Origin of the sequence: Enterococcus sp. DIV1537a, from assembly GCF_051712085.1 — a bacterium.
GTDB lineage: Bacteria > Bacillota > Bacilli > Lactobacillales > Enterococcaceae > Enterococcus > Enterococcus faecalis.
The window spans coordinates 1,649,513-1,665,025 of record NZ_JBIOOE010000001.1; the positions used below are offsets into that span (position 1 = coordinate 1,649,513).

The 15,513-nt window shown below is 35.3% G+C and carries 17 protein-coding genes; 6 read left to right on the forward strand and 11 right to left on the reverse strand.

Annotated elements, in window-relative coordinates; genetic code table 11:
• Position 1 precedes the first annotated feature (1 nt).
• Positions 2 to 1,924 (forward strand): FUSC family protein, encoded by a 1,923-nt coding sequence (locus IGJ41_RS08160; RefSeq protein ID WP_438714217.1) that lies wholly within the window; start codon positions 2 to 4, stop codon positions 1,922 to 1,924.
• Between the two features lie 184 nt (positions 1,925 to 2,108).
• Here IGJ41_RS08160 and larE read toward each other — a convergent pair whose 3' ends face one another.
• The 6 genes from larE to IGJ41_RS08190 form a co-directional block, all read right to left on the reverse strand.
• Entirely contained in the window at positions 2,109 to 2,945 is an 837-nt protein-coding gene (larE, locus tag IGJ41_RS08165) for an ATP-dependent sacrificial sulfur transferase LarE (protein ID WP_438714219.1), read from the reverse strand.
• 105 nt (positions 2,946 to 3,050) lie between these two features.
• Complete coding sequence (locus IGJ41_RS08170) at positions 3,051 to 3,764, reverse strand: ABC transporter ATP-binding protein (protein WP_002361995.1); 714 nt, start codon at positions 3,762 to 3,764, stop codon at positions 3,051 to 3,053.
• Position 3,765: 1 nt separating this feature from the next.
• Entirely contained in the window at positions 3,766 to 4,137 is a 372-nt protein-coding gene (locus IGJ41_RS08175; RefSeq protein ID WP_438714221.1) for a CbiQ family ECF transporter T component, read from the reverse strand.
• Between the two features lie 62 nt (positions 4,138 to 4,199).
• Positions 4,200 to 4,550 (reverse strand): hypothetical protein, encoded by a 351-nt coding sequence (locus tag IGJ41_RS08180; protein ID WP_438714223.1) that lies wholly within the window; start codon positions 4,548 to 4,550, stop codon positions 4,200 to 4,202.
• Positions 4,550 to 5,536, reverse strand: coding sequence for a cobalt transporter CbiM (gene cbiM / locus IGJ41_RS08185; protein ID WP_002374603.1), 987 nt, complete (start codon positions 5,534 to 5,536; stop codon positions 4,550 to 4,552). Before cbiM ends, IGJ41_RS08180 begins: the two co-directional genes overlap by 1 nt.
• Before the next feature lie 18 nt (positions 5,537 to 5,554).
• Positions 5,555 to 6,211 (reverse strand): Crp/Fnr family transcriptional regulator, encoded by a 657-nt coding sequence (locus IGJ41_RS08190; RefSeq protein ID WP_002361998.1) that lies wholly within the window; start codon positions 6,209 to 6,211, stop codon positions 5,555 to 5,557.
• 159 nt (positions 6,212 to 6,370) lie between these two features.
• Between IGJ41_RS08190 and larA the strand changes: the two genes are divergently transcribed.
• Genes larA through larD form a run of 4 tightly spaced genes read left to right on the forward strand, consistent with a single transcriptional unit; the run spans position 6,371 to position 10,422 of the window.
• On the forward strand, positions 6,371 to 7,645 hold the full coding sequence (gene larA / locus IGJ41_RS08195) for a nickel-dependent lactate racemase (RefSeq protein ID WP_002357200.1): 1,275 nt from the start codon (positions 6,371 to 6,373) through the stop codon (positions 7,643 to 7,645).
• A gap of 37 nt (positions 7,646 to 7,682) precedes the next feature.
• Positions 7,683 to 8,426 (forward strand): nickel pincer cofactor biosynthesis protein LarB, encoded by a 744-nt coding sequence (larB, locus tag IGJ41_RS08200; RefSeq protein WP_002362000.1) that lies wholly within the window; start codon positions 7,683 to 7,685, stop codon positions 8,424 to 8,426.
• Complete coding sequence (larC, locus tag IGJ41_RS08205) at positions 8,423 to 9,697, forward strand: nickel pincer cofactor biosynthesis protein LarC (protein WP_002394542.1); 1,275 nt, start codon at positions 8,423 to 8,425, stop codon at positions 9,695 to 9,697. The genes larB and larC overlap by 4 nt, the downstream gene beginning before the upstream one ends.
• Before the next feature lie 14 nt (positions 9,698 to 9,711).
• Entirely contained in the window at positions 9,712 to 10,422 is a 711-nt protein-coding gene (larD, locus tag IGJ41_RS08210) for a D/L-lactic acid transporter LarD (RefSeq protein WP_002357197.1), read from the forward strand.
• Positions 10,423 to 10,849: 427 nt separating this feature from the next.
• On the opposite strand, the gene IGJ41_RS08215 is transcribed toward larD, so the two are convergent.
• The 5 genes from IGJ41_RS08215 to IGJ41_RS08235 form a co-directional block, all read right to left on the reverse strand.
• A complete protein-coding gene (locus IGJ41_RS08215) occupies positions 10,850 to 11,836 on the reverse strand; it encodes a hydroxyacid dehydrogenase (RefSeq protein ID WP_224798938.1) in 987 nt (328 codons plus the stop codon).
• A 75-nt stretch (positions 11,837 to 11,911) separates the two neighbouring features.
• A complete protein-coding gene (locus IGJ41_RS08220; RefSeq protein ID WP_002419912.1) occupies positions 11,912 to 12,781 on the reverse strand; it encodes a PTS system mannose/fructose/sorbose family transporter subunit IID in 870 nt (289 codons plus the stop codon).
• Positions 12,756 to 13,607, reverse strand: a complete 852-nt coding sequence (locus IGJ41_RS08225) for a PTS mannose/fructose/sorbose/N-acetylgalactosamine transporter subunit IIC (protein ID WP_002357194.1) — start codon at positions 13,605 to 13,607, stop codon at positions 12,756 to 12,758. The genes IGJ41_RS08220 and IGJ41_RS08225 overlap by 26 nt, the downstream gene beginning before the upstream one ends.
• 33 nt (positions 13,608 to 13,640) lie before the next feature.
• The gene (locus tag IGJ41_RS08230) at positions 13,641 to 14,138 is read right to left on the reverse strand and encodes a PTS system mannose/fructose/N-acetylgalactosamine-transporter subunit IIB (protein ID WP_002357192.1); all 498 of its coding nucleotides are present in this window, start codon (positions 14,136 to 14,138) and stop codon (positions 13,641 to 13,643) included.
• 14 nt (positions 14,139 to 14,152) lie between these two features.
• On the reverse strand, positions 14,153 to 14,599 hold the full coding sequence (locus IGJ41_RS08235; protein WP_153853941.1) for a PTS sugar transporter subunit IIA: 447 nt from the start codon (positions 14,597 to 14,599) through the stop codon (positions 14,153 to 14,155).
• A gap of 580 nt (positions 14,600 to 15,179) precedes the next feature.
• On the opposite strand from IGJ41_RS08235, the gene IGJ41_RS08240 reads away from it, so the two are divergent.
• Complete coding sequence (locus tag IGJ41_RS08240) at positions 15,180 to 15,467, forward strand: hypothetical protein (protein WP_153853940.1); 288 nt, start codon at positions 15,180 to 15,182, stop codon at positions 15,465 to 15,467.
• The last annotated feature ends 46 nt before the right edge of the window (positions 15,468 to 15,513 follow it).

Genomic DNA, 15,513 nt, shown 5'->3' on the forward strand with positions numbered 1-15,513 from the left:
TGTGAAATTATCTATCAAAAAATTTTTTGAGGTCTTCTTAGAATCGTCTTGGGCGTATAGTCGTCCTATACTAACTTTTGATACAAGACAGAACTGGTTTGCTCTTGTTCTTAGTATCATTATTGCAAATGCTGTTGGTGCTGTTCTAACAATAGTCTTTCCTTTCGCTTTTGTTTTAGTAAATGTTGGTAGCTTTTTGGGCACTGTAATTTGTGTCTTGCCACGACATGGCTCTCCACAAAGAAGTGCCATAGATGGTATTTTAATGATTTTTCTTGGTGCCAGTCTGGGGATACTTTTACAGTCGTCAAGTATATTCATTATTTTATTATTCGTCCTTGGTTTGTATTTTTCAGGGATTGTAAGAAACTTTAGTATTGGTCTGTATATTCGATGTCTCTTTGGGACCATTTCTTTACTAGCTGGTGCGCAATTAAAAGGCAATTTGTCTATTGGTCAAACTTTTGAAGGTCTGGGTGCAATAATTTTAGGTATGTCCATCCTTTGTTTGTTCTATTGTCTTTATTCTAAGCCGCAAAATAATGAAGCACGAAAATTAGTAGCCGATTTATATGAACAATTATATTTATTAGCACAAGGAAAACCCGCACGCTATGTCCATTTCAGAATAAAAGTACGCGAATCTGTTGAAACGATGCCATGGGTCAATCATCAAAAAACACCATGGATTTATCCCTTGGTTTCACAAGCAGATGCAATTGCAGGCTCGTTAGATTCAACCAATGCAGCTGAAAATCTTCCTGCTTTAAAAGCAATTCTACTCTTTTTAAAAGGAGAACAATTAACCCTGCCTCTTCAAGAATTTGCTTCAGCAAACACCGAAATAAAATCAGCAATCCTTTTGATACAAAACAAACAAACCTCTAAAAAAATCTCATTTAAATCTTTCTTACCCACAAAAGAAGGACTTGCAGAAGCCAAAGAGATCCTTCATTCTTACAAAGGCAGCTCTGCTAGATTCGCAATTCGTTTAGCTTTAACAGGTTTAGTGTGTCATTTTTGTTCGCTTATACTTAATTACATGTACCCTTTGCCTTTAGCTAATCACGAATTCTGGGTAGTTATTTCTGGTTGTTTGATGGTTATGCCAGGTTATCATGGTACACTCGGCAAAATCACTTCAAGAACTATTGGTTCTATTTTAGGTGGTTGTTTAGGCATCTTTTTGTCTCAATTAATTGCTAACTTAACAAACCTAAATCCTTTATGGACAATGCTATTGTCTTGTTTGCTAGTTATATTGTATGAAACCGTCCGTAAATTAAGTCAAGCATTTCTAATGCTAAGTGTGACCACTTGGTTAACTTTCACATTAGGTGGTAGTTCTGCAGGCTATACAAGAGTTTTTGATGTAATTATTGGTGCGCTGATTGCTTTTGTTATGTTTTTTATTTTCCCAACATGGCATAGTCAAGTATTACGTAAAAATATCAATAGTTGGTCAAAAACGATCAGCTCTATTTTGCTAGCGTTAATCAATGAAGAGACCACGTTACCAAGTGATGCTTGGGTACTAGCTTATCGAGTACAACGTAGAGTAAACTATTCTATTCAAGAAATTGTTCTTGAATCTCCTATTTATAGTAACGATGCCTCTGCTGAAAGCTTAATGCAACAAAAACAACTAAATGATCAACTGTTGGAAATGCAAACTGCTATGGAAGAGCTTCTTTTAGAACTTATGAAAACACAATACTACTTAAAAAAATTAACGCCAGTTAGGCCGGACACACTAAACACTGAGTTATTTAACTATTCACAGCAAATACTTTCACTCACGAATCCCAAAAATAATCGACTAATCAACCAGTCCAAACAATCCATTTATTTTCCTCAAATTGAACAATCACTGGTAATCTTAAAAAATTCTACAGCTAATTTCTTTTTAGCAAATATCAAATGATTAAATAGACAAAAAGCCTAGGAAAAATCCAAAGGGAATTTTTCCTAGGCTTAAAAGTTAATAAACTACTGGCAGAGTAATCAATGAAAACAACCGACCTAATCGAGCAGAAAACTTGGTTTTTGTAACGGAATACCCCTGTCCTGACTCCGTTACACCGACTCAATTTTATAAACTTATCTGTCTAACATTCACAAAAAACTTTTTTTTCATTTTCTGTGAGGATATCATTCATTCGGCCAGATTTAAATCCTTCTAAGTCAAAAGTTACATAATTAAATCCTTGTTTTTTAAGATAATCTGCAATTTTTTCTCTGTTTTCTAATAACAGAGAAAGTTTGTCTTCTGGAATTTCAATCCGTGCTAAATCATGATGTGCTCTGACACGGACAATTGGAAAACCTATTTCCCGTAAATATTTTTCACTAGCAAATACTTGATCAATAGCTGAGCGTGTTAACTTAATGCCATAAGGAATTCTTGAAGCAATGCTACATGAGGCAACTTTACTCCAATTGGAAATACCTGCGTCTTTAGCAAGTTGACGTATTTCAATTTTATATAATTTAGCTTGTTGTAGCGGACTGATGACCCCTTCTTGATCTCTTGCTCTTAATCCAGGACGAAAGTCAGTATTATCATCCATAATCATCCCATCGGCCAGAACATCAAATCCCTCTTTCTGAATAGCCGAACGAATAGTTTTATATAATAATTTTTTACTGTAGAACCAGCTATTAGGGTTATTTGCAACAATTCTATCATCCGCTAATTCGCTCATTTCAAGGCCTAACACATTTGCTCCCAACCCATTAGCTAAATCAACCGCTTTATCAAACTCATCATCAGAAAATAATTCTGAATTTACAACAACCGCAAGTACATTTTCAGCACCTAAAGTGTCCAAAGCTTTTTTTAGCAAGTAAGAGCTATCAATTCCACCTGAATATGCAACAGCCAACTTATCCATTTTTTGTAATTCGCGAACTAAATTTTGTTCTTTCGTTTTCATGACAGACATTTAAACCATCTCCTATTGATTTTCTTTTACATAATTAATTATAGACATCTCCACATTAGAAAAAATCACGATTCATAGTATCAATTATTGTCAATATTTGTACACTTAATACCGTTTTAAATGTTGTAACAAGTTAGCATTGGCTTCTATCTCTTCTTTTGAGTACCTTGTAACAGCCGAATCAAACAATAAAATGGAATCAGCTTCCTCGCAAATACTCAAATAGTCATGGGTGGAAAGGATAATTGTTTTACCAAGTTGATGCAGATTTTTTATTATCTTTTTAAATAATTTTTCCGATTCTTTTGTCAACCCAGCAAACGGCTCATCTAATAAATACACGTCTGGATTCATTACTAACAGACTAGCAAAAGCCACTTTTTTCTTTTCTCCTCCCGATAATTGATAAGGTACTTGATTGCTTAAATGGGTAATTTTTAATAAATTCAAACAATCATTAATTCTTTTTGCTGTTTCATGCTCGGATAGTTGGAGCTGTCTAGGGCCAAATGCCAATTCGTCATAAACTGTTGCATTAAATAATTGTGTGTCCGTCTCTTGAAATAATATACCCAAATGAGCATAATACTTCTTTTTATGAATAGGGTCTTTTTTCCAGGCCGTTAATGATTGTTCCATAAAATAAATCGTTCCCTCGGAAGGTTTTAAAAAACCTGCGAGCAAATTTAAAAAAGTGGATTTTCCACTGCCGTTATCTCCCATCAAAACCAGATATTCTCCTCTGGCTATTTCCAAATTACAAGGCGAAAAAACAGGCTTCGTTTGATAGCGATAAACCAAATGATTTACTCGATACATATTAGTTCCTCCCTAAATAAAGCAACCCCCCGAAAAATAAAAGATAGACAATACTAACCAAAAAATCTTTCGTTTTTAATGGTTGCTTTACTCGATAATATTGACCAGTATATCCTCTTGCTTCCATCACCATGTCCAACTTTTTCCCATACGTAAAAGATTTTAAAGAAATAAGACTGATTAAATTACTACCCGTACTCAACTGGATATTCCCACCAACTGCTCTAGCTTCTACAGCGGCAAGCAGTTGGATTAAGAGATTTCCAAAGAAAAAGATATATTTAATCGTAATATCTAATTGTAAAAGTATTATATTCGGAAAATGAAAGATTTTTAATGCTGCTATAAATTGATTCATGTTGGTTGTTTCCATATATTGACTAATCGCTATGGCTAAAAAAAACAAATGAACAATAAATAATAAACTAAATTGACCTAAAAAAAGATCGGTAAATAGATAATCAGCGGCATCAAAATGAGGATACTAGCTTTTTTGACAATGTTTCGTAGAATAGTTGGTTTTTCAACTAAAAGTAACATGCCTAGGTAGATGCCTAAGAGCCACAAAACAAGAACCTTTTGTGTTGTGCTGATTAAAACAATTAGTAAAAAAGTACTGATCAGTTGAATTGCTGGGTGTATATCACTGAGAATAGTCTTATTGCGTTTCCCACTCACCTGAAATTTATTTAATAAAAAAAGGATTCCTTTTCGATTTTTAAGCATAAAGGTTTCTTTTTTATTAGGTTCAAAGGACGTGGAAGATTCTTTCATCCATTCAGGCATCAACTTTGCCTTCTTCCATTAAATAAACGAAAAATGAGTAAAAAAACGATTATGGCTGTTACGCCACTTAAAATATACCCGAGTGCTAATGGCAGTCCTGGAATAAAGTAATCACTGAAAAGTGCATGAAATGAAAAACCATTCACCATACCTTTTGGTTGTACCGCAGGCAAATGATTCTGTTTTAAATTCTTGACTAATTCAGATAAATCCCATTCACCCCAAGCGGTGGCATGATCAATCAAACCTAATGGACATAAAATTACCATAACCAATAACAGTCTCTTTAATCGCAACAACGGAGTCCTTTTCTTCTTTTCTTCGATAAAAATTGCATCTTTTGACACACTTTTTACAAAATTATAGACACACACGGTGAAGAGACCTTCAACAATTCCTATTACTAACAGATGGACACTCATCATTGCTGGTATAGTTATAGAAAGACCATATGGGCTATAAAGTGGCGTACCATTCGCTTCATGGAATAGTAAGGGTTGGATACCTAATAATACAGAAGTAGAAAATGCCGCAACATTTACACCAAGATACCCAGCTAAGAAAAGACCCATTGTTTCAAATTTTTTTACACGCGTAACTAGCTTATAAACTCCATATCCCACGAATGGCATCACAAACGCCATAGAAAAGGCGTTTGCACCAAAAGCTAATATACCACCATCACCAAATAAACAAGCCTGTAATAGTAAAGCCACCGAAACAGACAGCGTCGCGGCCCAAGGTCCCATCAATAATGCGATGAGAACAGCCCCAACAGCGTGCGCAGTTGTTCCACCAGGTACTGGCAAATTAAACATCATTATTAAAAATGACAAGGAGGAGGAAATCCCTAACATGGTCCCTGTATCTTTTTTTAATTTAATTTGAACGTCAACTTTTTTTACAGCGCGGTACCAGACAGGTACCATAATCGCGCCCATCACTGCGCAAGTTTGTGGGCTTAAATAATTTTCTGGAATATGCATGTTCGTCAGACTCCTATCTTATCGATCAATATAATCAGCTAAATAACTTTGATCGTAAATCACAATTTTTTGTTTTTTGATATCGATGACTTTTTCCTCTTTTAAATCATGGATAATTCGGTTTACGCTATTTCTCGTTGAAATCCCGCAAAACCCCGCAATATCCTCATTAGTTACTTGAAAATCAATTAATATTCCTTCCTCTGTCTGTACACCAAACAAATCAATTAATTGGTAAATAAAAGTACAAACAGCCCCTTTCTTACCATTCATTGTCATATTCTGTAAGGAACTAATACTCTCCGATAATTTTGCTCGGTAGTAATCCCGTACATAATCTTGAAGAACAGCATCTTCTCTAACATATTCCCAAAATACAGTCCTTGGTATCCGATAAAAGCTAGCCTCTTCCGACTCAATGCGGATATTAAAAGGAGCAGATGTATAATTTGATACTTCATCACGTAACAATGAAATAATGTCAGGAGACACAATATACGACAGATTAAATTCTCGTCCATCCTTTAAAATAATACTCGTCTTAACGACCCCTTTCTTTAATACATAGGTGTACGCTTCCTCCAATCCATGATAAGCGAGATAAGTATGGCGTTTTTTTTTGATAATCGGCGTCTTCTTTCTATCTAAGAAAGCTGTAAGATAATCTGACTCCATAATTGTCACTCCTTTGACTAAGTTTCTGTTTGATTCGTTAACTATTATAAACACTCTCACCAACCTTTTGTTAGCAAATGTTACCCACAATAAGGACTGTGTGATTTCTAAATTTCATTATACTTAGTCTCGTAAAATATTACTTAGGAGATGATTGCTATGGTAGAAATTAACCTACCTTATGACAAGAAAATGATTACTGCAAGAATTCCCGATAAAAATTTTATTGGGCTTCTCGAATCAAAAGCTGAACATTTTTCAAATCCATATACTGAGAAAGAAACAGTCGAAAAATCGCTGGACAATCCTATTGGAAGCCTTCCATTAGAAGAATTAGCTAAGGGTAAAAAAGACATTGTCCTCATTAGTTCCGATCACACACGTCCCGTTCCTTCACATATTATCACCCCAATTATTTTGCGTAGAATTCGTTCAGTGAACAAAACAGCTAGAATCCGGATTTTAGTTGCTACAGGCTTTCATCGCCCTTCTACACGAGAAGAACTGATTAGCAAATATGGTAAAGAGATCGTAGAGAATGAAGAAATCGTTATGCATATCTCTACTGATGATTCCTCAATGGTCAAAATCGGTCAACTACCTTCAGGGGGCGATTGTATCATTAATCGCATTGCAGCAGAAGCAGATTTACTGCTGGCCGAAGGGTTTATTGAATCACACTTTTTTGCAGGATTTTCTGGTGGACGTAAATCTGTTTTACCTGGAATTGCTTCTTATAAAACCATCATGGCTAACCATTCTGGAGAATTTATTGATTCCTCCAACTCACGGACAGGAAATTTAACGGATAATCCGATTCATAATGATATGGTCTACGCTGCCGCTAAAGCGAATCTAGCTTTTATTGTTAATGTCGTTTTAGATGGTGACAAAAAAATTATTGGTTCCTTTGCAGGCGATATGGTTGAAGCGCATAAAGTTGGTTGTAACTTTGTAAAAGAAATTGCCCGTGTCAAAAAAATACCTTGCGACATTGCGGTTTCAACGAATGGCGGATTTCCACTTGATCAAAACATTTATCAAGCAGTTAAAGGGATGACCGCTGCAGAAGCAACCAATAAAGACGGCGGTGTCATTATTATGGTCGCTGGTTGTCGTGATGGTCACGGTGGTGAAGGTTTTTATGAAAATATTGCCAATGTTAAAAATCCAAACGAATTTTTAGAAGCAGCCATCCATACACCACGATTAGAAACCGTGCCAGATCAATGGACTTCGCAAATTTTAGCGCGAATTTTAGTTCATCATCATATAATTTTTGTTTCAGATCTTGTTGATCCTGAGCTTATCACTTCGATGCATATGGAAATAGCAAAAACGTTTGATGAAGCGTTAGAGCGAGCATTTGAAAGAGAAGGTCTAAATGCAAAAGTGACTGTGATTCGAGATGGCTTGTCTGTCATTGTAGAATAATGATCCTTGAGAAATCAGGAATAAGGAGCGTTGTATTATGCAACCGAAAGAAATTTTAGGAGCTTTTAAAGAGGGAAAATTATCTTTAGAAGAAGCAACAAACAAATTAAATGGCTTTTGCGAATTAGACTTTGCAAAAATTGATACGCAGCGTAAAGAAAGAACTGGTTATCCAGAAGTCGTTTATGGGGAAGGGAAAACAATTGAGCAACTCATCAAAATTATCAATAGCTTAAGAAAAGAAAATAATACAATCCTAGTTACTCGCGTTTCACAACAAAAAGCCCAGCCTTTAGAGTCGAACTTTCCTCATGGAACCTACTATGAACTTGCACGTTGTTTCGTTATCAACCAAATGGAGACTACAACAAAAAACTATATTGCGATAGTTACTGCTGGAACGTCAGACATGTCCGTTGCTGAAGAAGCAGCAATCACTGCAGAAACTTTCGGGAATCAAATAAAACGTATCTATGATGTAGGCGTTTCTGGCATTCATCGTTTGTTCGCTCACCTAGATGAGATTCAACAGGCTTCGGCGGTTATTGTGATTGCAGGTATGGAAGGCGCACTGGTGTCCGTGCTAGGCGGACTAGTTAGCGTGCCAGTGATTGCCGTCCCTACTAGCATAGGCTACGGCAGCAATTTCCAAGGACTGACTGCTCTTTTAGGAATGCTAAATAGTTGTTCCTCTGGCGTTAGTGTAGTCAACATAGATAACGGGTTTGGTGCCGCTTATAATGCAAGTATGATTAATCAAATAAAGGAGTCTTCACTATGAAAAGCTTATTTTTAGAACCATTTTCTGGTCTTAGTGGTGATATGTTAAATGGATTGTTGCTTGACTTAGGCGGGGATTTAAACAAACTGTTAATCGAATTAAAAAAACTTCCCATCGATGGGTTCACCATTCAAGCCCAACGAATTGCTAAAAGTTGTATTTACGGAACAGATTTCGATGTTCTCCTACAACATGGAAAAAAGGATTACGGTATAAAACACAGTCTCTCTCCTGATCACGAAAATGAACATCATGAAACGAAAGAACATGCACATCATCATAATCATTCTAGAAATTTAAAAGATATTTATACATTAATTGAAAAAAGCGACTTGTCCAATTTTGTAAAAAAACATAGTAAAAATGTTTTCTATGACATTGCAAAAGCTGAAGCTGCTGTTCATCAACAAACAATTGACACTATTCATTTTCATGAAGTCGGAGCAATTGATTCAATTGTTGACATCGTTGGCTTTTTTATCTTATGGGAACAGTTAGAGATTGAACAAGTCTATTCAACGCCAATTACAGATGGAAGTGGTACTATCACAATTGCCCATGGAGTCATGCCAATACCAGTTCCCGCGGTGATGGAATTACGTAAAGAAACGAATTTAATCATTCAACAAGACTTTGAGATAAAAACTGAACTTGTCACACCGACTGGCTTAGCTATTTTTAAAGAACTTAGTCCTCTATTTGTCGCACCAGAACAACGATTAATTGAAAAAATAGGTTACGGATTTGGCAAACGGGAAACAGGCAAGTTCAATGCCCTCAGAGGATCAATCTTTACTGAAACACATAGTAAAAAAAAGAGGACAGAACACCATGACCAAGTTTTAAAAATTGAAACAAATATAGACAATCAAACACCTGAACAGTTAGGTTACGTAATGGATCTATTATTGGAGCATGGTGCTCTAGATGTTTTTTTCACGCCCATTCATATGAAAAAAAACCGAAGCGCCATTCTATTAACGGTTTTAACAACAACAGAGGAAAAAGAATATTTTACAGAACTACTCTTTAAACATACTTCTACAATTGGTATGCGTTTTCAAACAATGGAACGTAGTGTGATGGACCGTTCTTTCAAAATCTTGGAAACACCTTTTGGTAAGGTCCATATTAAAAAAAATCATTATCATGGCCTATTGAAAGAGTCTATTGAATACCAAGATTGTGAACGAATTGCTAAACAATATAATTTTACAATTGAGGAAGTCTATCGCCTCGTCCAAACATTAAATAACAAAACTATTGATTAAAGGAGCTTTATCTTATGTTTCATCATATCTTATCAGAATTTATGGGAACTGCATTAATGATCGTATTTGGGGTAGGTGTTCACTGCGACGATGTCCTAAAACGAACAAAATACGCTGGTTCTGGTCACATGTTTGCAATCACTACTTGGGCTTTTGGAATCTCTGTTGTTCTGTTCGTCTTTGGCGGAGTCTGTATTAATCCAGCAATGGCCCTCGCTCAAGCTATTTTAGGAATGATTCCATGGTCTTACTTCATTCCCTATGTCATCGCTGAAATGTTAGGCGGCATTTGTGGCGCCGTCATTGTTTATATTATGTATGCTGATCATTTCAAGCTATCCGCCGATAGTGTCGATCCAATCGCCATTCGTAATATTTTTTCTACAAATCCGAACCAACGAAATTTACCAAGAAACTATTTTGTTGAAACTTTTGCAACATTCATTTTTTTAACATCTATTTTAGCGATTGCACATTCCTACGAAACACAACTACCCATTGCTGTTGGCTTGCTTGTTTGGGCAATCGGCATGGGGCTAGGTGGTACTACAGGATTCGCAATGAATCAAGCACGTGATTTAGGTCCTCGTATCGCCTATCAACTTTTACCAATCAAAAATAAAACCAATAATGATTGGCAATATGGGTTGATTGTTCCCGGAACTGCACCGTTTTTAGGAGCCATTTTTGCGACACTTTTCGTAAAATTTTTCCTAAAATTCTAATAAACCAACTAAATTTCTAAAACAAAAAAATATATAAAATAGAAGCTAGTCTCTAAATTTCTTCTATTTTATATATTTTTATTTTAATCACAAGATTCTTTCTGTGTCTTAGAGAACAATAATTCAATTTATCAGCTTTTCCAGTAGTCTAATTAATTTTTAGATAGGAAAGACATCTTGGACTATTTTATTATTGATCATACTAATATCTACATCCAGCCATAGCTTATCGTGTAAGCGGAAGTTAAAATCATAATTAGTCTTGTAGCAAACTTTTGTATTACTTTAAAAATCCAAAAAGTATTTTTTTAAAGTATCGTTTCTAAATCTAGCAGATCTTGCCTAACTAGTAAAATAGAATTGGAATAGTAAAAGCATTGGAAAACTAATCAGAAAATCTAAATAGCCATAATGAGCTTCTTAGTTTTTATGCACGTAACTCCTTAGCGATTTCAGGGTTTACAGGAAATTTCGGCATTTGACCATTAAAATAATCAATAATGCTGTTTGCAGCCTCTATACCTAATGATTCAATTGCCTCTATAGTAGTTCCAGCAATATGACAAGTCAATAAACTATTTTTTGCTGTAAGTAGTGGATTGTTTTTTTCAGGAGGTTCTGGCAAAAAAACATCTACTGCTGCTCCTGCAATAAGCTCTTCGTTAAGTGCATCAGCTAAATCTTGTTCATTAATAATGCCACCACGACCTGCGTTAATAATAAATGTACTTTTTTTCATGTTTTGAAGTTCTTTTTTTGTTATCATATTCTTAGTTTGGCTAGTAAGAGGCATATTGATTGAAATAAAGTCTGCTGTTTTATAAATTTCTGTTAAATTAGGAATTAACGGTACTGGCGATTTTGTAAGATATGGATCATATGCAACAACTTGGACACCCATCTTTTCTGCTAAGCTAGCTAAAATAATTCCAACTTTGCCAAGACCAAGTATAGCTAGCTTCTTTCCTCGAATTTCACTGCCATTCAAATCATATCGACTGGCCAATGCTGGTAGGGATGACCCTTTCACTGATAGACGCCCTTCCGTAAATAAATGATTAGATTTATATAACTTTCTACTTAAGGTCAGCATTGAAGCCACAACATATTCAGCCACAGAATACGCATTTACCCCGTCAACATTTGTTACTAAAATACCTTTTTTTGTTGCTTCTACAACATCAATATTATCTATACCTGTGCCATGTCGTGCAATAATTTGTAACTTTTTTCCGCTATCCATTATCTTTTTAGTTATAGGAGTAGTTCGGACTAATACCGCATCTACGTCTCTAATTTCTTTTTCCATGACCTCTTCATCAGTTGAAGGAGAAATTTTAACTAAAAATCCTGCATCTTTTAAAAGCTTAATTGCTTTTTCACTTATTTTTTCACTTAATAATAATTTTAACATACATGCCTCCATAGAACTTTTTATATACATATAAGCCAGTTTGCTCTAACACTTAGAGCCCTTTTTGGTGATTATTCAGTAAGTTAATCCTGGATTGAAAACACCTAATAAAACGCCAACGAGAGAAATAACAACTAAAATAAGCATGGTCCAAATAGCGGAAACATGTTTTTTCGACATCAACCACCAACAAAACAAGGTAACAAGTATCGTTAATAATCCTGGATAAATACTGTCAATTTTATCTTGCAGTTTAAGGAAAACTTTTCCGTCAGCACCTATTAATTTAAAAGAAGTAGTTACATTTACCCAAGATGCAAGGACCCCACCGACAACCATACTACCAATAACTCCGATAGCAACTCTAACGGCGGCTCCTTCTTTCCCAACTAAGAAACTTACTGCTTTATCGCCAAAATGATAGCCTCTAAAATACAAAAAGCGTTGGCCAAAATAGGAAATTAACGTCCAAACAATAATATAAAATATGGCACCAATTGGCGAACCGCCCGTGGACATTCCTAAGGAAATTCCTAACAAGATAGGAATCAAGGTACCATCAACTAATGAATCACCAATCCCTGCAATTGGTCCCATTAATCCTGCCCTCATATCATTAATGGTTTCTCCATCAATTTCATTCTTACTTGCTCTAGCCTCTTCCATACTAGCAGTCACACCAACAATGACCGTTCCAAGCATTGGATTTGTGTTAAAAAAAGCTGTATATGCTTGAATGGCTTTCACTTGGTCTTCATGTTTTGGATAAAGTTTTTTGATAATAGGAAGCATTGAAGAAAGATAGCCGAACGTTTGCATATGCTGTTGTGAAAAACAAGTTAACGCTCCCCAAAACCATAAATGAAAAGAATGCTTTAACGTTTTTTGATCTAATTTATTTGCTTTCAACTCTTCCATCTCATATGTCCTCCTCTTCGTCATCATTCGTCAGACTTCCTGTTGAATCAACCAGCTTAGTATTGTTTTTAATCAAAGCAATTTTATAAAAAATTACAGCAAAAAGAAGCGCAATAATCGTTATTGAGACTAAATTGAGTTTTAATGAAGCAGCTAATGTGAACCCTACAAAAAAAGGTACAAAATCAATGTTTTTATTAACAATTTGACGTAACAAAATTGCAATTCCCACACACGGAAGCATGCCACCTACAGTAAAAAGCGTTTTCATTGCAAGACCATCCATAGGTAATGCATCTCTCATTGCTGTAACAGCCGTAGCCCCAAAATAGGTTAAAATCACGGTTGGCAAAAAGGAAAAAAGTAGATGAGAAATCCACGGCCAACCAAAATTAATGGCATATAAATGATCAAGCTTGCCTTTTTTTATATCTTTCCAACCAAACGATTGCCAAACTAAATTTAACGCGGCAACAGAATAAAATAATACCGTTCCGATCGTTCCAACTAATGTGCCGACCGATTTAGCCAGGTCGGCTGCAGAGCCGCCAAGTGGATCTAACCCTTTGGTCGAAATCGCCACCATCGCCAAAGGAATCCCGATATATGAAATTGCCCGCACATCAGCAGACACTGTGCCTCCAGGTGTGACCAAAGCAATGTAAACTAATTGCATTGCTACGCCACAAGCGATTCCTAATTTTAAATCTCCTAAAATAATGCCACAAACTAATCCGCCGACTAAAGGACGCCCAATCGTATAATTTCCCACCGCTTGTCCAGCCATACAAGAATTTGAACACAGACAAGCAAATAGGCCTAAAATAGCCGCTTGTATCCAGTTGATTGTCATAATACTACTCTCCTCTTTTCAAAACTTCTAGAATCAGTAACCAAATTTAGCTTTAAAATGCGCCCAAGAACCAATTCGTTGATCAGGTAACAAGGCAAAATCCACTTTGTAACCAGCCTTTTCAATTTCTTCAAAAGCCGCTGCTTCTTCTGCTGTAAAGGATTGGTTATCCCCTAATTTAATTGTCCCTTCGCGATCATTCCCCGGTCCAACATTAATCATTTTTACTTCACTTGGAACAAAATGCCAATCTACCAAAATTTTTTTCATATCCAAAGGGCTCTTTGTAATCAAAAAGTATTTTGACTTAGACGCTAATACTTTATCCTTTACATCAAAAAAATGCGCCATTGTCCAAATAAAGGTTTTTTTATCTTGTGCAGCTGCTTTATATGCTTCCTTTAAAATAGGGTTACTTGCTGCTTTGTCATTCACAGCTATAATGCCATCACAAGGCATTTCTTTAGTCCAACGTAAAGTAATTAAGCCATGAATCATTCGATCATCGATTCGAACAAAAGAAATTGACATGTTCATCTTCTCCTTTAGATATCCTCTTCAGTTATATCGTTTTCAGTTACATCGTCTTCAGTTACAGTTAACTCTCTAATGCCATGACAAGCATCTGCTACTATCATTTTTTTCAAATCAGATAATTCACTAGTTTCTTTCAATAGAAGCGCATTTAAAGCCATTGGAAAATTCACTCCTCCAACAATCAGAGAATTTTCTAGCATTTTTTGCTTATCTAATACTTTACAAATAGTAGCAAGTGGACTCCCGCCTACAATATCAGCCAAAACGATTAGCCTCGTTTCCTGCGGTAATTTTTCAACTTCACAAAGAAACCGCTTACCAAAATTATCGGTAGATTCACCAGGTTGTAAGCCAAACACTCTGACTGTCTCTAACTCATCGCCAGCAAACATCCCTAATGAATTTTTTAACCCTCTAGCAAAATCGCCATGACTAACCAGAACTAAATAAGTCATTTCCTCTCTCCTTTCTTGACATTTCCACTTCAAATTTTTTAAATCACCTCTTTTTAAGAGTTCATAATACAACTTTTATAAAATGACAATACTTGCTTCGTTCGCCTCACACTCCTTTGATAGCATGAATGTTTAACAACAGTACCTTTCTAAAATTAAAGTCATTCACTAAAAAAGTTCTAATGAATTTGACTGTTGTAGCTTGATGACAAGGAACAATGACTTTCTTTATCCATAAAAACATTTAGTTGATTACGCTTAAAAAAATAAATAATATAGCAATTTCCAAAAAAATTTACGTTTGAATAGTCCCTTTTCTAAATTTATTGATTCATTTTTTCAACTATTAGGTTAGCAAAGTCCCAACACACATTCCACCCACAATAGGTGTACATAGTTGTACATTATTCGGAGTTAATCAACTCATTTAAGCTATGGTAAAATAACTATATATCACTCCAATTTTCTAATTATATAGGTCATTCCAGGTCATGCTCTTTTGGATACAACAAAATGAACTTATATCGAATCTATGGTTTTATGCTCTTAATAAATTAAAAAGTAAAGTAGGGATATTTGTATGTCAGCAAAAGAAAAAACGATGAAATATGGATTGGTAGGCTTCTTTTTGGGGATATTGTTATTAGCTCATCTAAATTTATTAGCTGAAAATCTTAGTTATCTTCTCTTAGGATTATTACTTTTACTTGTTGCATATCTAATCTTGGTAAAAAAATTTTATTTTTTCTCAAACTTGATTCCTAAAAATACTACTGATATACATCTAAGTAAAAAATATGGCATGGCTTCTGGCATCGGCAGTTTAGTTATCGGGATTATTTTAATAATTCTGGGACTATTTTTATAGAAAAATAATTACTAAAATAAAACAAGCAGCGAAACCATAAAAAGTA

Excerpts from the sequence above, each read along its gene's own strand:
- cbiM (WP_002374603.1), bottom strand. The coding sequence starts at position 5,536 with ATGCATATTCCAGAAAATTATTTAAGCCCACAAACTTGCGCAGTGATG.
- larB (WP_002362000.1), top strand. The coding sequence starts at position 7,683 with ATGCAACCGAAAGAAATTTTAGGAGCTTTTAAAGAGGGAAAATTATCT.
- IGJ41_RS08180 (WP_438714223.1), bottom strand. The coding sequence starts at position 4,550 with ATGCCTGAATGGATGAAAGAATCTTCCACGTCCTTTGAACCTAATAAA.
- IGJ41_RS08175 (WP_438714221.1), bottom strand. The coding sequence starts at position 4,137 with ATGGAAACAACCAACATGAATCAATTTATAGCAGCATTAAAAATCTTT.
- IGJ41_RS08230 (WP_002357192.1), bottom strand. The coding sequence starts at position 14,138 with ATGTCAATTTCTTTTGTTCGAATCGATGATCGAATGATTCATGGCTTA.
- larC (WP_002394542.1), top strand. The coding sequence starts at position 8,423 with ATGAAAAGCTTATTTTTAGAACCATTTTCTGGTCTTAGTGGTGATATG.
- larE (WP_438714219.1), bottom strand. The coding sequence starts at position 2,945 with ATGTCTGTCATGAAAACGAAAGAACAAAATTTAGTTCGCGAATTACAA.
- IGJ41_RS08170 (WP_002361995.1), bottom strand. The coding sequence starts at position 3,764 with ATGTATCGAGTAAATCATTTGGTTTATCGCTATCAAACGAAGCCTGTT.
- IGJ41_RS08215 (WP_224798938.1), bottom strand. The coding sequence starts at position 11,836 with ATGTTAAAATTATTATTAAGTGAAAAAATAAGTGAAAAAGCAATTAAG.
- larA (WP_002357200.1), top strand. The coding sequence starts at position 6,371 with ATGGTAGAAATTAACCTACCTTATGACAAGAAAATGATTACTGCAAGA.
- larD (WP_002357197.1), top strand. The coding sequence starts at position 9,712 with ATGTTTCATCATATCTTATCAGAATTTATGGGAACTGCATTAATGATC.
- IGJ41_RS08190 (WP_002361998.1), bottom strand. The coding sequence starts at position 6,211 with ATGGAGTCAGATTATCTTACAGCTTTCTTAGATAGAAAGAAGACGCCG.
- IGJ41_RS08235 (WP_153853941.1), bottom strand. The coding sequence starts at position 14,599 with ATGACTTATTTAGTTCTGGTTAGTCATGGCGATTTTGCTAGAGGGTTA.
- IGJ41_RS08220 (WP_002419912.1), bottom strand. The coding sequence starts at position 12,781 with ATGATGACGAAGAGGAGGACATATGAGATGGAAGAGTTGAAAGCAAAT.
- IGJ41_RS08225 (WP_002357194.1), bottom strand. The coding sequence starts at position 13,607 with ATGACAATCAACTGGATACAAGCGGCTATTTTAGGCCTATTTGCTTGT.
- IGJ41_RS08240 (WP_153853940.1), top strand. The coding sequence starts at position 15,180 with ATGTCAGCAAAAGAAAAAACGATGAAATATGGATTGGTAGGCTTCTTT.